Source organism: Roseicyclus marinus (genome assembly GCF_036322625.1).
Classification (GTDB): domain Bacteria; phylum Pseudomonadota; class Alphaproteobacteria; order Rhodobacterales; family Rhodobacteraceae; genus Roseicyclus; species Roseicyclus marinus_A.
Genome location: NZ_AP027266.1, coordinates 1,990,213 through 2,004,315 on the forward strand (window position 1 = coordinate 1,990,213; position 14,103 = coordinate 2,004,315).

The following is a 14,103-nucleotide window of genomic DNA, read 5'->3' on the forward strand; positions in this document are numbered from 1 at the left end:
CGTCGCTCCGCGTCCATCTCTTGCTGTTCCGCCAAAGAACATCGCCCGGCTGGTCGGATACAGGGTTCGGGCGTCCCCGGACAGCGCGCCTGCCTGGCGCGACACCCAGGCAAAAGCGGCCTCAGACCCTAGCCAAGCTGCGCAACCATCCAAGACTGTCTTCCGTCGCACCGCTCACCTTGTATTCGGCACCCAACGGCTTCTGCCAGCCAAGCGCTGCGATCTCGGCAAAGACCGGGGCAAAATCGAGGTCGCCATGATCCGGCGCGCCACGGTCGGGGATCGCGGCGAATTGAATATGGCCGATCACGGGGAACAGCGCGCGCAGGCGTCCCATCACATCGCCTTCGGTCCGGCCGACATGATAGCAATCGAACATCAGCCGCAGGTTCGGGGACCCGATCTCGGCGATGATCTCTGCCGCCTGTTCGGTCCGGCTCAGGAAATACCCCGGCGCGTCCCATGGATTGAGCGGCTCGATCAGGATGATCCTGTCGGGGCCCGCCGCGGCGCAGGCATGGCGCAGGTTTTCAAGGAATGTCCGGCGCGCCTCCGCCCCTTCGGCACGGCCTGCCATGACATGGACGGCGCCTGCCCCCACGGCCTGGGCATAGGCCAGTGCCTCGTCGATGGCGGCCCGCGCCTCAGCCTCGCGCCCGGGAAGGGCGGCAAGACCGTTCTCGCCCGCAGCCACATCCCCGCGCCGCGTGTTCAGGCCCAGCACGGGCAGGCCGGTCTCTTGCAGGGCCGCCCGCACCTCGGCGGCATCCACCGCATAGGGCCAATGAAACTCGACCGCATCAAAGCCCGCCACCTTGGCCGCGCGTATCGCATCGGGAAGCGCCAGATCGGTCCAGAGAAACCCCAGATTGGCCGAAAACCGCGTCATTCATCCCACTCCACATCAAACCGCGTGATCACCGCGCGCTGCTGGGCCGCAGTCAGCATCCGGGGCGAGGTGCCGCGCAACAGGAGCGCCAGTTTCGCCGTCGCCTCCAGTTCCTCGATGGCATTGCAGGCCGCCACCACGTCACGCCCCGCCACCACGGGACCGTGATTGGCCAACAAAACGGCACTGCGCTTGCCCGCCAGCCCCCGCACGGCATCGCCCATCGCCGGATCGCCCGGCACGAAAAAGGGCAAAAGCTTCACCCGGCCCAATTGCATGATCGCATAAGGTGTCAGCGGGGGCAGGACATTGTCGGGGTCGGTTTCGGGCAACATCGACAGCGCCACGGAATGGGTTCCATGCAGATGCACCACCGCGCCCGCCGTGCTGCGCGTGTCGTAGAAGGCCGCATGAAGCGGCATTTCCTTGGTCGGCGGATCGCCCCCGATCAGGCGGCCCGAAGCATCGAACCGGCTGAGCCTTGCGGGATCGAGCCTGCCGAAACTGGTGCCCGTGGGCGAGACCAAGAGCCCGCCATCCTCGGTCCGGGCGGAAATGTTGCCCGTGCTGCCATGGGTCAGGCCCCGGTCGAACAGCGACCGTGCCAGTTCGCAGATCTGTTCGCGAAGGGCGCTTTCGCTCATGGCAACCCCTGTAGGCGCGCGTCGGCCTTTTCAAAGAAATCGACCGCGCCGAAATTCCCCGATTTCAGTGCAACCACCAGATCCGGGCCCGCGCGCAAGGCCGGCACACCGGGGTCGATCTCGGGCCCGATGTCGAGCGTGCCAAGCTGCAACCCTTCGACCACCGCGCCCGAGGTTTCGCCGCCCGCCGTGATCAGCCGGGTAATGCCCCCCGCGACAAGGCGGCGGGCGATCTCTGCGAAACAGGCCTCCAGCGTTTCGGCGGCATGGGCGCGGCCATGGCGCTCCTGCACACGGGCGACCTCGGCCGGGTCGGCGGAGCTGTAGGCCAGCGGCAGACCCTCCTGGGCCAGGATCCAATCGGCGATCTCGGCGGCGCTCAGACGTCCCTCGATCACCTCTTCGGCGGGGATTTCGCGGGCGGGATGGCGCGCGGCGTGATGGGCCACCTGCGCACGTGTCGCCGTGGAACACGACCCGGACAGGACAGCCGCCCTGCCGCCTTGCCCCTGCCACGGAACCGGCGCGGGGGTGCAGCCGAAATTCGCGGGCAGACCTATGGCTATCCCTGAGCCGCCCGTGATCAGCGGCAGACCCTTGGCAGCCGCCCCGATGGCCACCAGATCGGCATCGCGCAACGCATCGACCACGATCAGCCGATGGCCTGCGGCGTCTTGTGCCTCCAGCGCCGCGGCGATCCGCTCGGGCCCCGCAAAGACATCGCCAGCGGCCACATGGCCGACCCTGTGCCGCGTCTGGGGCGCCAGCCAGCGGCGGATGTCGGGGTCCGTCATCGGCGTCAACGGATGGTTCTGCATCCCGCATTCGTTGAGCAACCTGTCCGCGACGAACAGATGTCCCTGGTAGATCGACCGGCCAGTGCCCGGAAAGGCGGGGCAGACAATCACCTTTCGCGCATCCAGCGCCTCGGCCAGCGCATCGGCGACGGGGCCGATATTGCCCTCGGGCGTGCTGTCGAAGGTCGAGCAATACTTGAACAGGATCTGCTCGCAGCCCTGCGCGCGCAACCAGTCAAGCGCGGCCAGCGATTGGCGCACAGCCTCCTTGACCGGGATGGAGCGTGTCTTGAGCGCGACGACGCCCGCCTCGACCCAGGGGGCGGCAGGGCCATCGGGAATGCCGGTATATTGCACCACCCGCATGCCGCCCTTGGCCAGCGTATTGGCCAGATCGCTCGACCCGGTGAAATCATCCCCGATGCAGCCCAGCCGCATCACGCCTCTCCCGGCAGGGTCAGGCCCGCGTTGCGGGCATAGACCTTGGCCACCGCCGCGTCATCCTCCTGCCCCAGCCCCATGCCTGCAGCCGCCAGATATTGCTGAAGTGCGGCCGCCGTGATCGGGGCTGCAAAGCGCGCCTCGCGCGCGATGTCCAGAACGATGCCCAGATCCTTGGGCCAGATATTGACCGAGCTGTGCGGCGTGTAATCGCCCGCAACGATATGGGGCGCACGGTTTTCCAGCATCCAGCTCGTGCCCGCGCATTGCCGGATCACCTCGAGGAACCGGTCAGGCGCGACACCTTGGGTCATGCCGAATGTCATCGCCTCGGCCATGGCGGCGATATGGACGCCCGCCAGCATCTGGTTCACCGCCTTCATCGCGGACCCGGCCCCCGCCGCATCGCCCAGTTCGAAGACGGTCGTGGCCATGGCATCCAGCGCGGGCCGCGCGGCGGCAAAGGCTGCAGGCTTGCCTGCCGCCATGATCGACAATTGCCCCGCCTGCGCCTTGATCGACCCGCCCGAAATCGGCGCATCGAGGTAGAGAAGACCGCGCGCCTCCGCCTCCGCCTCCATCTCGCGGGCGAAAGCCGGGGGGACGGTGGCGCAACTCAGGATGACGCCGCCGGGACGCAGCCTTGCGGCAAGACCCGTGTCCCCGAACAGCACCGCGCGCGTCTGATCGGCATTCAGCACCACGCAGACCAGCACATCGGCGGCGGGGCTGTCAGCCTCCAGCACCCCTGCCCCGGCCTCAACCAGGGCCGCGACGCGCGCGGGGTTGGTGTCGATCCCGTAGACCTTCAGCCCCGCCCGATGACAGGACAGGGCCATGCCCAATCCCATGGAACCAAGACCGACAAAGTGGATGTTCATCTTCAAAGCCCCATGATGAGTTGCATTGGCCAGAGCGACACCGCCGGAACATAGGTGACGATCATCAGCGCGGCAAAGACGGTCAGGACGAACCACAACAGCTGCGGGATGATGCGTTCGACAGGAATATTGGCGACCGAACAGGCCGCGAACAGGTTCACCCCCAAGGGTGGCGTGATCATCCCCAGCGCAAGGTTCAGCACCATGATCAAGCCAAAATGGACCGGGTCCACCCCATAGGCCATGGCGATGGGGGCAAGGATCGGCGCAAGGACAAGGATCGCGGCCGAGGTTTCGATGAACATCCCCACGACCAGAAGCAGCAGGTTCACCACCAGAAGGAACATGAACCGCGTCTCGATCACCTCGCGCATCAGCGCCGCGATATCGTTGGGCAGGCCCGAACGCGTGACGAGAAAGGAAAACAGCGCCGCCGCCGAGATGATCAGCATGATCGCCGAGGTGGCCAGAACCGTCTTCTTCAGAACTTCGGGCAGGTCGCGCAGCTTGAGCTCGCGGTAGAACAGCATGCCCACGATCAGCGCCACGACCACGGCTGCGGCACTCGCCTCGGTCGGTGTGAAGACGCCCGTGTAGATGCCCCCCAGAATGGCCACAGGCACCATCATCGCCGGCAGCGCGGCCAAGGCCGCCGGGCCAAACCGCGGCCGGTCCGCGCCATCCTGCGCCCCGATGCCCCGCACCCGGCACAGGATCAGCACCAGCGCCATCAACGCGCCCGCCACCAGAAACCCGGGGCCGATCCCCGCAAGGAACAATTGCCCGATCGAGGTGTCGGTCGACACGCCATAGAGGATCAGCGGGATCGACGGCGGGATCAGCACGCCCAGTTCCGCCGACGACGCCTGCACGGAGGCCGCCATCGGCTTGGGATAGCCATGTTTCACCATCGCCGGGATCAGGATCGCCCCGATGGCGAATGTGGTCGCAACCGACGAGCCGGAGACGGAGGCGAACATCATGCAGGTCAGAACACACGTGGCCGCCAGACCGCCCTGCACGCCCCCGACGATCGCCTTGGCCAGATCGACCAGCCGCTGCGAGATGCCGCCGAGCGACATCAGGTTGCCTGCAAGGATGAACAGCGGGATCGCCATGAGCGGGAAACTGTCCAGCCCCGTGAACATTCGCTGCGCCACCAGCAAGAGCGGCAGCCGCCCCTGCGCCTCGATCCCGATGACCGAGGCAAGGCCGATGGCGACCGCGATGGGAACGCCGAGAACAAAGAAGATGCCAAGCGACAGCGCGAGTGCGGTGTTCATGCCGCGCCCTCCGCCCGCAGGGCGTCATCGCCGTCGCGCTTGGGCCAATCGCCTCTGGCGGCGCGGATCATGCAACCCAGAACCGAGAGCGAGATGAAGACCGACCCGACCGGCAGCGCGGCATAGACCCATGCGATGGAAATCTGGAGCGCGGCCAGCGTCTGGCCCGCCACCCGTTCGGTCATCAGCACGCCCTGCCAGAACAGGATCGCGAAAAAGACCAGCGTCAGGATCATGGACAATTGGTAAAGCGCATGGCCCAGCTTGCGCGGCAGGGCTGTCTGGATGAATTCGAGCGCGATCATCGTGCCTTCGCGAAAGGCGGGGCCGACGCCCAGGAACACCGACCAGATCATGGCCGAGCGCGTGATGACCTCCGACCAGGTCGAAGGCTGGCCAAAGGCAAAGCGCGTGGTCACCTGGTAGATCGCAAGGGCCGTTGCCAGCACCAGAAACCCGATGGCAGCCCAAAGCGCGATCCGCGTCGTGATCGTCTCGATCCTCAGAAACAGGGAGAGGGCGTTTTTCATGCCGCCACCTTTCTTGCCGCTCGGGTGGGGAACGGGCCGGGCGACAGGGGTCGACCGGCCCATCCGTTTCAGGCCGATGGCCTTATTCGAAAGCGACGATGCGCTCGATCACTTCGCTGCCGAAACGGTCGGTGTAGACCGGCCATGCCGCATCGGCGGCCAGCGCCTGGAAGGGCGCGCGGTCGATGTCGGTGATGACTTCCATCCCGTTGGCGCGCATCAGCTCGACGCCCTCACGCTCCAGCCGGTCGACCTCGGCGCGGGTGGCGGCGGCGGATGCGGCGGCGGCTTGCCGGAACCAGCCCTGCTGCTCTTCGGTCAGGCCGTCGAACAGAACGGGCGAGGCCAGGACGATGGCGGGCGAATAGACGTGGCCCGTCAGCGTCACGTAGCCCTGCACTTCCCAGAAGCGCGAGGCGGTGATGACCGTGATCGGGTTTTCCTGCCCGTCCACGACGCCCTGCTGCAGCGCGCCGAACACCTCGGGGAAGGCCATCGGCGTGGGCGCGGCGCCCATGCCTTCGAAGGCGGCCATGTGGACGGCGTTTTCCATCGTGCGCAGCTTCAGACCGTCCAGATCCTCGGGCGAGGTGATGGGACGCTGCGAATTGGTCACGTGGCGGAAGCCGTTCTCGGTCCAGGCAAGGCCCACGAGGTTGTTTTCGCCGACCGCATCCAGCAATTCCTGGCCGATCTCGCCATCCAGAACGCGGCGGGCGTGGTCATAGTCGCGGAACAGGAACGGCAGGTCGAGCGCCAGAACCTCGGGGACGAAATTGCCCAAGGGGCCGGTCGAGGTGATGACGAGATCGAGCGAGCCGATCTGGAGCCCTTCGATCATGTCGCGCTCGCCGCCCAGCTGGCCTGCGGGGGCCTGCTCACCGGTGAAAGTGCCGCCCGACAACTCGGTCAGCGTGTCCAAAAAGGCTTGTGCGCCAACACCATAGTGCGAGGTGGGCGAAAGCGCGTGGCCGATCACCAGGCTTTCTTGCGCTTGGGCCGCGCCCACGAGGGCCAGCGCCGAAACGGCGCCAAGGATGTAGTGCTTCATCTGTCTCTCTCCCTGTCAGATCTGCGGCACGGCCCTGGTCAGGCCGTGCCCTCCATGCGGCGGCGATGCTCCTCGATCAGCGCCGCAATTCCGGTATTGGGCTCAAATCCCAGCGCGCGGGCGCGCGGGCACAGGATCTCGCCGGGCCAGGACGTGACGATGGCCGCGATCGCCGGGTCCGGTTCGGGGCTGATCCGGGCCGCGACCTCGGGCCCTTCGAGGGCCGACAAGGTGTCGATCATCTCGCCCACGGTGACGGTGATGCCGGGCAGGGTCAGCGTGGTGTTGTCCCCCACTTGCGCCTGTTCCAGCGCGCAGGCCCGCAAGGTGTAGTCGAGCGCCTTGTCGGGTGACGCAAGATGTAGACGCAGCTCGCGCCCCACGGGCAGGACCGCGGGCTGGCCTGCCATCGGTTCGCGCAAGATGCCGCTCGCGAAACTGGAGGCCGCGCGGTTCGGCGCGCCCGGACGGATCGAGATGGTCGGAAAGCGCAAGGACCGGCCAAGCACGATGCCGCGCCGCGTCGCATCGCGCACCAGCAGCTCGCCCATCAGCTTTTGCGTGCCATAGGAGGAACGCGGCGCAGGCAGAGTATCTTCGGTGATCGTGTCGTTGTCGGCGCAGGAGAAGACCGCGACCGAGGAGGAAAAGATGAAGACCGGCGGGCGCGCCATGCGGCGGCAGGCCTCGATAAGTGCCAGTGTTCCTTGAAGATTCACCGACATGCCAAGATCCCAATCGGCCTCGGCCTGGCCGGATACGACAGCGGCCAGATGGATGATCAGATCGGGCGCGTCGGAGGCGATGCGGGTCAGGACGGGCGCGTCGAGCAGGCCACCGGCGACGGGATGGACGCGGCTGCGCCCCTGGGCCAGTTCGGCCAGCGGTTCGGCGGCGATATCGACGGCGAGGATGGCGGAAACGCGGCGTTCCACGCCGTTCAGCATGACCGTCTCGGCCTTGTCCAAGGCATCCACGACCATGCGGCCGATGAAACCGGCGGCCCCGGTGACGACGATTCTCATGCTGCGGCCCTCCCCCGGGGGTAGTTCTGGCAAAACATGACAGCGCTGTCAAAACGGTTTTTGGTGTTTACTATTATTGATGAATTATTACGATCCGAAGCCGAATATTGATGAAAGATTACTGGCAGGGGGACTGACAGCCCTGTCATTTTCGGACGGGACATGAGCACGGATTCCTCCCAGAACGGCGATGCCAGACCCACGCTCGCCGAGGTCGCCCGCACCGCCGGTGTGAGCGAGATCACCGCCAGCCGGGCGCTGCGCGGGGGGACCCATGTCGCGCGCCGGACGCTGGAAAAGGTCGAGGCGGCAGCGCGCGCGCTGAACTATGTTCCGAACCGGCTGGCCGGCACGCTCGCGGGCGGGCGGTCGCGGCAGGTGGCCGTGGTTCTGCCCTCGCTCTCGAACAGCGTCTTTGCCGATGTGCTGAACGGGCTCGAGACGCATCTGGAACAGGCGGGGCATCACCCGATCCTGGGCGTATCGAATTACGACCCGCACCACGAGGAACGGCTGGTGGCCGATCTGCTTTCCTGGCGGCCTGCGGGATTGGTCATCGCGCCTGCGGCCAGCACGGAGGCGACGCGCAAGATGCTGGCGGGCGCGGGTGTGCCGGTGGTGGAGATCATGGATATTGACCCGGCCCCCATCGACATGGCCGTGGGCCTGTCGCAGCGGGCGGCGGGGCGGGCGATGGCGCATTACCTGATCGGGCGCGGCTATCGCAAGATCGCATATGTGGGGCATGACATCTCGACCGACCCGCGCGCGACGACGCGGTTGGACGGGTTGGAACAGGGGTTGTCGGAGGCGGAGATCAAGCTGGCCGCGACCGTGATCCTGCCCGGCCCGTCGTCGGTTCCCTTGGGCCGCGAGGCCGTGGCGCGGCTGTTGCGGGAGGTGGAGCCCGGGGGGCTGGCCGTGTGTTTTTCCAATGATGACATGGCGGTAGGGGCCATGTTTCATGCGCTGGATGCCGGTCTGGACGTGCCCGGCGATATCGCGCTGGCGGGGTTCAACGCGCTGGCGATCGGTCAGGCGCTGCCCCTGCCGCTGACAAGCGTCGCGTCGCGCCGGGACGAAATCGGGGCGCTTGCGGCCAAGGCGCTGCTCGCGCGCTTTGCGGGCGAGGATGTGGCGCGCGTGCAGGATGTGGGCTTTCGCCTGATCCCCGGTGCCACGACCTGAGGCGGCGCGTTAGAGCGCGTCGCGTTCATTCGCATTCACGCGCCGCTCTCTAACCTTCTGATTTCGCATGTCCGGGGAGCGCAAAACCGGTTCCCACTTTTGCGCGACATGCTCTATTCCGCCGCGCCGGGGCTGCGGGTGGCCACGTCCAGTTCGCGCATCAGGCGCTGTTCTTCCTCGGCCTTGGGCGTGGTGAACCGGGCGAGGAGCAGGTAGGCCACGGGGGTGAGGTAGAGCGTGGAGAGCGTGGCAAGGCCAAGCCCGCCCACGATGACCCAGCCCAAGGCCTCGCGCGCTTCGGCCCCGGCCCCGAAGGAGAGGATCAGCGGCACGCCGCCCAGAACGGTCGAGATCATCGTCATCATCACGGGACGCAGGCGGATGGTGGAGGCATCGAGGATCGCATCGCGCACCCCTGCCCCGCCGTCGCGCAGCTGGTTGGCGAATTCGACGATCAGGATGCCGTTCTTGGCCATGATCCCGATCAGCATCACAAGGCCGATCTGGCTGTAGATATTGAGGCTTTGCCCCGTCAGGAGCAGCGCGAAGATCGCGCAGGCGATGCCCAAGGGCACGGTCGCCATGACCACGATGGCCGAGATGAAGCTTTCGAATTGCGCGGCGAGAACCAGAAAGACGATCAGGATCGCGAAGCCGAAGGTCAGGAAGAGCCCGGCGGAGGTTTCGTCGAGTGTCGCGGCCTCGGCCAAAGGCACGATCTGGTTCTGGGGTTCCAGCACCTCGGAGGCGAGAGCCTCGACCTCGGCCAGGGCTGCGCCAAGGGGAAAGGCGGGCGTGAGGCCTGCCGAGATTTCGACGGATCGGTTCTGCCCCTCGCGTTCCAGTTCGGGGGCGACGGCGCGTTCCTCGAGCCGGACGAAGGAGGACATGGGGATCATCTGCCCATCACCTGCCTGCACGAAGACGTTTTCCAGATCGCCCGGATCGTCGACCTGCGTGGCGGTCGACAGCATCTGGATGTCGTAGCTCGTGTCATTGACGAAAACGCTGCCGACGCTGCGCCCGTCGAGAACCGCGCGGAGCGCCTCGCCCAGTCCCGTGATGTCGACCCCGAGATCGGAAGCGCGGGCGCGGTCTATCTCGATGAAAAGCTGGGGCTGGGTGGTTTCGTATTCCAGCCGGACCTGACCGAAGGCGGGGTTTTCCTGCATCCGGGCGACGAGCGCCTCGCCCGCCTGCGCCAGCTGGGCGTAATCATTGCCGGTGATGGCGAAGGTCAGGCCGCGCCCCGCGCCCCGGATGCCCAGCGAATTGGGCTGGATGGCAAAGGCGCGCACGCCCACCACCCCGCGCAGGGCCCCGTTGATCTGGCCCACGATCTCTTGCTGGCTGCGCGCGCGCTGATCCCAGGGGGCGAGCGTCATGACCATGAAGCCGCGCGAATTTGAGCCGGTGCCCGCGATGGAAAAGAGGTTCGTCACCTCGCCGCTGTCACGGAGCGGCTGCATCAGCCCCTCGATCTCGCGCATCTTGGCGGCCATGTAGTCGAGCGACACGCCCTGCGGGGCCGAAACCGACAAAAGCGCCACGGCCCGATCCTCGGGCGGGGTGAGTTCCTGCCGTATGCCTTGGGCGACCATGGCGGCAGTGGCGGCGAAAAGCCCCGCCACCAGAACGACGACAAGGGCATTGTCGAGCGCGTGTTTCAGGGTCACGGCATAAAGGGCGGCGAGCCTGTCGCCGAGCCAGCCGAAAAAGCCGCCGCTGTGTTCGAGGTTTTGGGCGCGCAGCATCTTGCTGGCCAGAACCGGGCAGAGCGAGAGCGCCACGACCGAGGAGAGCGCCACGGCGATGGCCAGCGTGAAGCCGAATTCGCGGAAAAGCCCCCCCGCCTGACCCGGCAGGAAGGAGAGCGGCACGAAGACGGCGGCCAGCGTCGCGGTGGTGGTGACGACGGCGAAAAAGACCTGTTGGGTGCCAAGCACGGCGGCCGCGCGCGGCCCCATCCCTTCGCCCCGGCGGCGCACGATGTTTTCCAGCACCACGATGGCGTCATCCACCACCATGCCGGTGGCGAGAACAAGCGCCAGAAGCGTCAGGATATTGACCGAGAAGCCCACGAGATAGATCGCGGCCAAGGTTCCGATCAGCGCCACGGGCATGGTGAGCGCGGGGATCATCGTGGCGCGCAGGTCGCGCAGGAACAGAAAGATCACGACGACCACGATGGCCACTGCCAGAAGCAGGGTCTTCACCACTTCCTCGATCGAGCCACGGATGAAGACGGCATCGTCCGAGGTGATGAAGATGTTCACATCGGGCGGCAGCGCGGCGCGCAAGCCTTCGACCGCCGCGCGCACGCCTTCGGAGATCGAGAGCGTGTTGCTTGTCGCCTGCCGCAAGATGCCAAGGCCAAGGCCGGTTTCGCCATTGGCGCGCAGGACGGTTTCGTTGGGCGCAGGCCCCAGCGTCACGCGCGCCACATCGCCGACGCGGACATCGTCGGCGATCACGAGCGCCTCGAAGGCGTCGGGGGTGACGACGGCGGCGGTGGTGCGCACGCTGATCGACTGGCGCGCGCCCGACAGATCGCCCGCAGGCGCGTCATAGGCGACATCGGCCAGCGTCGCGCGCAGATCGGCGAGCGTCAGGCCCCGGCTGGCCAGTTCCATCATGTCGATATCGACGCGGAAGATCGGCGCGCGGTCGCCGTAGATCTGGAGATCGGCCACGCCCTCGACCGAGATGAGGCGGTCCGAGATCTGTTCGTCCACGAGCCGCGTCAAGTCCTGCGCGCTGCGGCTGGCCGAGGTGACGGCGATGCGCAGGACGGGCTGGGCATCAGCATCGGCCTTGACGACACGGGGGGTTTCAGCCCCGTCGGGCAGCGCATTGGCGATGCGGGCGACCGCGTCGCGCACATCGGTGGCGGCAACGTCGATATCGGCGCCTTCGCCGAATTCGAGCGTCACGCGGCTGCGCCCGAAGCGGGAATTGGACGAGATGGCGCGCAGGCCCGCGACACGGCCCACGGCCCCCTCGATCCGGCTGGTGATTTCCTGATCGACGGTTTCGGGAGCGGCACCGGGGAATTCGGTGGTGACGGAAATGACGGGGCGGTCCACGTCGGGCAATTCGCGCACCTCGACCCCAAGGAGGCTGGCAAGCCCCGCGATCACGATCAGCGCGCTGAGCACGAAGGCCAGGATCGGGCGGCGCACGAAAAGGGCCGTTCCCGATTGTCCGGCGCGTTCTGCTGTGGCCTGTTTCATCGCGTGCCCCCCTGGTCTCAGGCGTCGTCGGCGCGAGCGGGGGCGGCTGCCGATGCGCCCTCGACGATCTGCAGCTCGGCGCCGGGGCGCAGCGTCTGGACGCCTTCGATGATCACGAGATCGCCAGGGGCGAGATCGCCTTCGACAAGCACGCTGTCGGCGTTGCGCTGGCGGATGGTGACGGGGATGCGCATGGCCTGACCGTCGCGCGCGGCCCAGAGATAGGCGCCATTGCCCGACCATTGGATGGCGAGCGGATCGACGGAGGCCAGCGTGTCGCCGGGAAAGGAGAGGGTCACGGAAAACGCCTGGCCCGCGCGCAGGCTGTCGTCGGCATTGTCGAGCTGCGCCTGGACGCGCAGGGTGCGGCTGGTGCGGTCGACCACGTTGTCGAGTGCCACGATCTCGCCCGAGAGCGGGTGATCGGGGCGGGCAAGCGCCGTGACCTCGACGGGCATGCCGATGGAGAGCTGGCCGATGAAGCGTTCAGGGATGCGGAAATCGATCTGCAGGCTCGAGCGGTCGCTGAGGACCCCGATCGTGTCCTGCGTGCCGATGCGGTCGCCCTCGGCCACTTCCAGAAGGCCCGCCCAACCCGAGATCGGGGCGGTGATGCGGCGCAGCGACAGGTCGAATTCGGCCTGTTCCACCCCCAGTTCGGCGGTGCCGAGCGCCAGTTCCGCCTCGCGGATCTGGACGGCGGAGACAGCGCCCGAACCGCCGAGCTGGCGCAGGCGGTCGAGGTTGCGGCGGGCGTCCATGACCATGAGGCGCGCGCGTTCCAGCGCGATGCGTTCGGCATCGTCATCAAGCTGGGCGATCAGCGCGCCCGCCTCGACCCAGGTGCCGGGGGTGATGGCAAGCTCGCGGATCATGCCCGTGGCATCCGAGCGGACCGTGACCGAGCGGAGCGCGCGCCCGTCGCCGATGGCGCTGACGCGGGCATTGGCCTGACCGGTCGAGACGGGGGCCACGACGACCTGCGCCGCCCCGCCGCCGAAACCGCGCCGCCCGCCTTCGGCAGATTCCGCGGCGGGGGGCTCGAGCCCCAGAAGATCGTAGAGGCCGGCCCGTTCGAGCCAGGGCGCGGCCGCGGGCACGTAGACAGCCCAGATCCCGACAGCGAGAACGAGGGCCGCAAGGGCCAGAAGGCTTTGCCTGAGGAGATGCATGTTCCGTCCTGCCTGAGCGCGGGGACCGGCATGGGTCCGTTGCGGCATACATAGGGCCGGAGCGGGGCGCTTCACAAAAGAATTCGTGAGGCGCGGCGGGGGGATGGGGGAGGGCGCGCCTTGATGGGCGGGCTTGCGGATTTATCTGGCGCAAGGGTCCGGGGGGAATGATGCGCGGCACAGAGACGGAGTTTACCTGCCTCAGCTGGAACATCCACCGCGGGCGCGGGGCGGATGGACGGGTGGATGCGGCGCGCATCGCGCGGGTTCTGGCCAAGGAGGTGGCCCGGCCCGCCCCCGATGCGCTGGTCCTGCAGGAGGCCGACGCCGAAACCCCGCCGCATCAGGGGTTTCTCGATCTCGGGCGGATCGAGGCCGCGACGGGCCTTGTCCATCTGCACGGAGATGCCGCCCATCGTTGGGGGGCAGAGAGCCACGGGTTCCTGGGCACGATCGTCTTCCTGCATCCCGAGGCGCGATTGGGCGAGATCGCGTTGATCGACCTGCCCGGCCATTGCCACCGGGGGGCCGTGGTCGTGGATTTCACCCTTGGCGGGCGCGAGATGCGGCTGGTGGGCACGCATCTGTCGCTGGGCCAGGGATTGCGGGTGGCGCAGATGCGCACCATCGGCCAGCACCTGTTTCGCCGCGCGGCCCGGCCGACGATCCTTGCAGGGGATCTGAACGAATGGCGGCCCTGGGGCGGGCTGGCGCTGTCGCGGCGGGTGACGGGGCTCGACCTGCGGGGGCCTGCGCCCGCGACATTCCCGGCGAGGCGCCCCCTCTTGCCGCTCGACCGGGTGCTGGTGACGCCGCCCGCCCGCGTGACCGAGGCCAGGGTTCTGGACGGGCCGGGCATCCGCATGGCCTCCGACCACAGGCCGCTCAGGGCGCGGATCGCGCTCTCGGACTGAGGCGCGGCCGGGGCTCAAGCCACCACCGCGCCCTGCCCTTCATCTTGGCCGGAAA

Annotated in this window: 12 protein-coding genes; 2 read left to right on the plus strand and 10 right to left on the minus strand. The window is 67.4% G+C overall.

The genetic code is table 11. The features are described 5' to 3' along the window. Window positions 1-121: 121 nt before the first annotated feature. From AABA51_RS09450 to denD, 8 genes are all read right to left on the minus strand, one after another. Window positions 122-889, minus strand: coding sequence for a hydroxypyruvate isomerase family protein (locus AABA51_RS09450; protein WP_338271505.1), 768 nt, complete (start codon window positions 887-889; stop codon window positions 122-124). After that, window positions 886-1,533: an aldolase gene (locus AABA51_RS09455; protein WP_338271506.1), complete on the minus strand. Its 648-nt coding sequence runs from the start codon at window positions 1,531-1,533 to the stop codon at window positions 886-888. The genes AABA51_RS09450 and AABA51_RS09455 overlap by 4 nt, the downstream gene beginning before the upstream one ends. Then, on the minus strand, window positions 1,530-2,768 hold the full coding sequence (gene otnK / locus AABA51_RS09460; RefSeq protein ID WP_338271507.1) for a 3-oxo-tetronate kinase: 1,239 nt from the start codon (window positions 2,766-2,768) through the stop codon (window positions 1,530-1,532). Before otnK ends, AABA51_RS09455 begins: the two co-directional genes overlap by 4 nt. Continuing rightward, window positions 2,768-3,652, minus strand: a complete 885-nt coding sequence (gene ltnD, locus AABA51_RS09465; RefSeq protein WP_338271508.1) for an L-threonate dehydrogenase — start codon at window positions 3,650-3,652, stop codon at window positions 2,768-2,770. The genes otnK and ltnD overlap by 1 nt, the downstream gene beginning before the upstream one ends. 2 nt (window positions 3,653-3,654) lie before the next feature. Beyond that, window positions 3,655-4,935, minus strand: a complete 1,281-nt coding sequence (locus AABA51_RS09470) for a TRAP transporter large permease (RefSeq protein ID WP_338271509.1) — start codon at window positions 4,933-4,935, stop codon at window positions 3,655-3,657. Beyond that, window positions 4,932-5,465 (minus strand): TRAP transporter small permease, encoded by a 534-nt coding sequence (locus AABA51_RS09475; RefSeq protein WP_338271510.1) that lies wholly within the window; start codon window positions 5,463-5,465, stop codon window positions 4,932-4,934. Before AABA51_RS09475 ends, AABA51_RS09470 begins: the two co-directional genes overlap by 4 nt. 82 nt (window positions 5,466-5,547) lie before the next feature. After that, a complete protein-coding gene (locus AABA51_RS09480) occupies window positions 5,548-6,516 on the minus strand; it encodes a TRAP transporter substrate-binding protein (protein WP_338271511.1) in 969 nt (322 codons plus the stop codon). Window positions 6,517-6,554: 38 nt separating this feature from the next. Further along, window positions 6,555-7,541 (minus strand): D-erythronate dehydrogenase, encoded by a 987-nt coding sequence (denD, locus tag AABA51_RS09485; RefSeq protein WP_338271512.1) that lies wholly within the window; start codon window positions 7,539-7,541, stop codon window positions 6,555-6,557. Window positions 7,542-7,703: 162 nt separating this feature from the next. Between denD and AABA51_RS09490 the strand changes: the two genes are divergently transcribed. Further along, window positions 7,704-8,729, plus strand: coding sequence for a LacI family DNA-binding transcriptional regulator (locus AABA51_RS09490; RefSeq protein ID WP_338271513.1), 1,026 nt, complete (start codon window positions 7,704-7,706; stop codon window positions 8,727-8,729). 113 nt (window positions 8,730-8,842) lie between these two features. Here the strand turns inward: AABA51_RS09490 and AABA51_RS09495 are convergent, their stop codons facing one another. Together AABA51_RS09495 and AABA51_RS09500 are read right to left on the minus strand one after the other, a co-directional pair. Beyond that, the gene (locus AABA51_RS09495) at window positions 8,843-11,962 is read right to left on the minus strand and encodes an efflux RND transporter permease subunit (protein ID WP_338271515.1); all 3,120 of its coding nucleotides are present in this window, start codon (window positions 11,960-11,962) and stop codon (window positions 8,843-8,845) included. A 17-nt stretch (window positions 11,963-11,979) separates the two neighbouring features. Next, the gene (locus AABA51_RS09500; protein ID WP_338271516.1) at window positions 11,980-13,134 is read right to left on the minus strand and encodes an efflux RND transporter periplasmic adaptor subunit; all 1,155 of its coding nucleotides are present in this window, start codon (window positions 13,132-13,134) and stop codon (window positions 11,980-11,982) included. A 167-nt stretch (window positions 13,135-13,301) separates the two neighbouring features. Between AABA51_RS09500 and AABA51_RS09505 the strand changes: the two genes are divergently transcribed. Beyond that, window positions 13,302-14,048, plus strand: coding sequence for an endonuclease/exonuclease/phosphatase family protein (locus AABA51_RS09505; RefSeq protein ID WP_338271517.1), 747 nt, complete (start codon window positions 13,302-13,304; stop codon window positions 14,046-14,048). Window positions 14,049-14,103: the final 55 nt, after the last annotated feature.

What these genes read in the sequence shown, in the direction of transcription:
- AABA51_RS09450 (WP_338271505.1), bottom strand. Translation starts at nt 889, where the DNA reads ATGACGCGGTTTTCGGCCAATCTGGGGTTTCTCTGGACCGATCTGGCG.
- AABA51_RS09455 (WP_338271506.1), bottom strand. Translation starts at nt 1,533, where the DNA reads ATGAGCGAAAGCGCCCTTCGCGAACAGATCTGCGAACTGGCACGGTCG.
- otnK (WP_338271507.1), bottom strand. Translation starts at nt 2,768, where the DNA reads ATGCGGCTGGGCTGCATCGGGGATGATTTCACCGGGTCGAGCGATCTG.
- ltnD (WP_338271508.1), bottom strand. Translation starts at nt 3,652, where the DNA reads ATGAACATCCACTTTGTCGGTCTTGGTTCCATGGGATTGGGCATGGCC.
- AABA51_RS09470 (WP_338271509.1), bottom strand. Translation starts at nt 4,935, where the DNA reads ATGAACACCGCACTCGCGCTGTCGCTTGGCATCTTCTTTGTTCTCGGC.
- AABA51_RS09475 (WP_338271510.1), bottom strand. Translation starts at nt 5,465, where the DNA reads ATGAAAAACGCCCTCTCCCTGTTTCTGAGGATCGAGACGATCACGACG.
- AABA51_RS09480 (WP_338271511.1), bottom strand. Translation starts at nt 6,516, where the DNA reads ATGAAGCACTACATCCTTGGCGCCGTTTCGGCGCTGGCCCTCGTGGGC.
- denD (WP_338271512.1), bottom strand. Translation starts at nt 7,541, where the DNA reads ATGAGAATCGTCGTCACCGGGGCCGCCGGTTTCATCGGCCGCATGGTC.
- AABA51_RS09490 (WP_338271513.1), top strand. Translation starts at nt 7,704, where the DNA reads ATGAGCACGGATTCCTCCCAGAACGGCGATGCCAGACCCACGCTCGCC.
- AABA51_RS09495 (WP_338271515.1), bottom strand. Translation starts at nt 11,962, where the DNA reads ATGAAACAGGCCACAGCAGAACGCGCCGGACAATCGGGAACGGCCCTT.
- AABA51_RS09500 (WP_338271516.1), bottom strand. Translation starts at nt 13,134, where the DNA reads ATGCATCTCCTCAGGCAAAGCCTTCTGGCCCTTGCGGCCCTCGTTCTC.
- AABA51_RS09505 (WP_338271517.1), top strand. Translation starts at nt 13,302, where the DNA reads ATGATGCGCGGCACAGAGACGGAGTTTACCTGCCTCAGCTGGAACATC.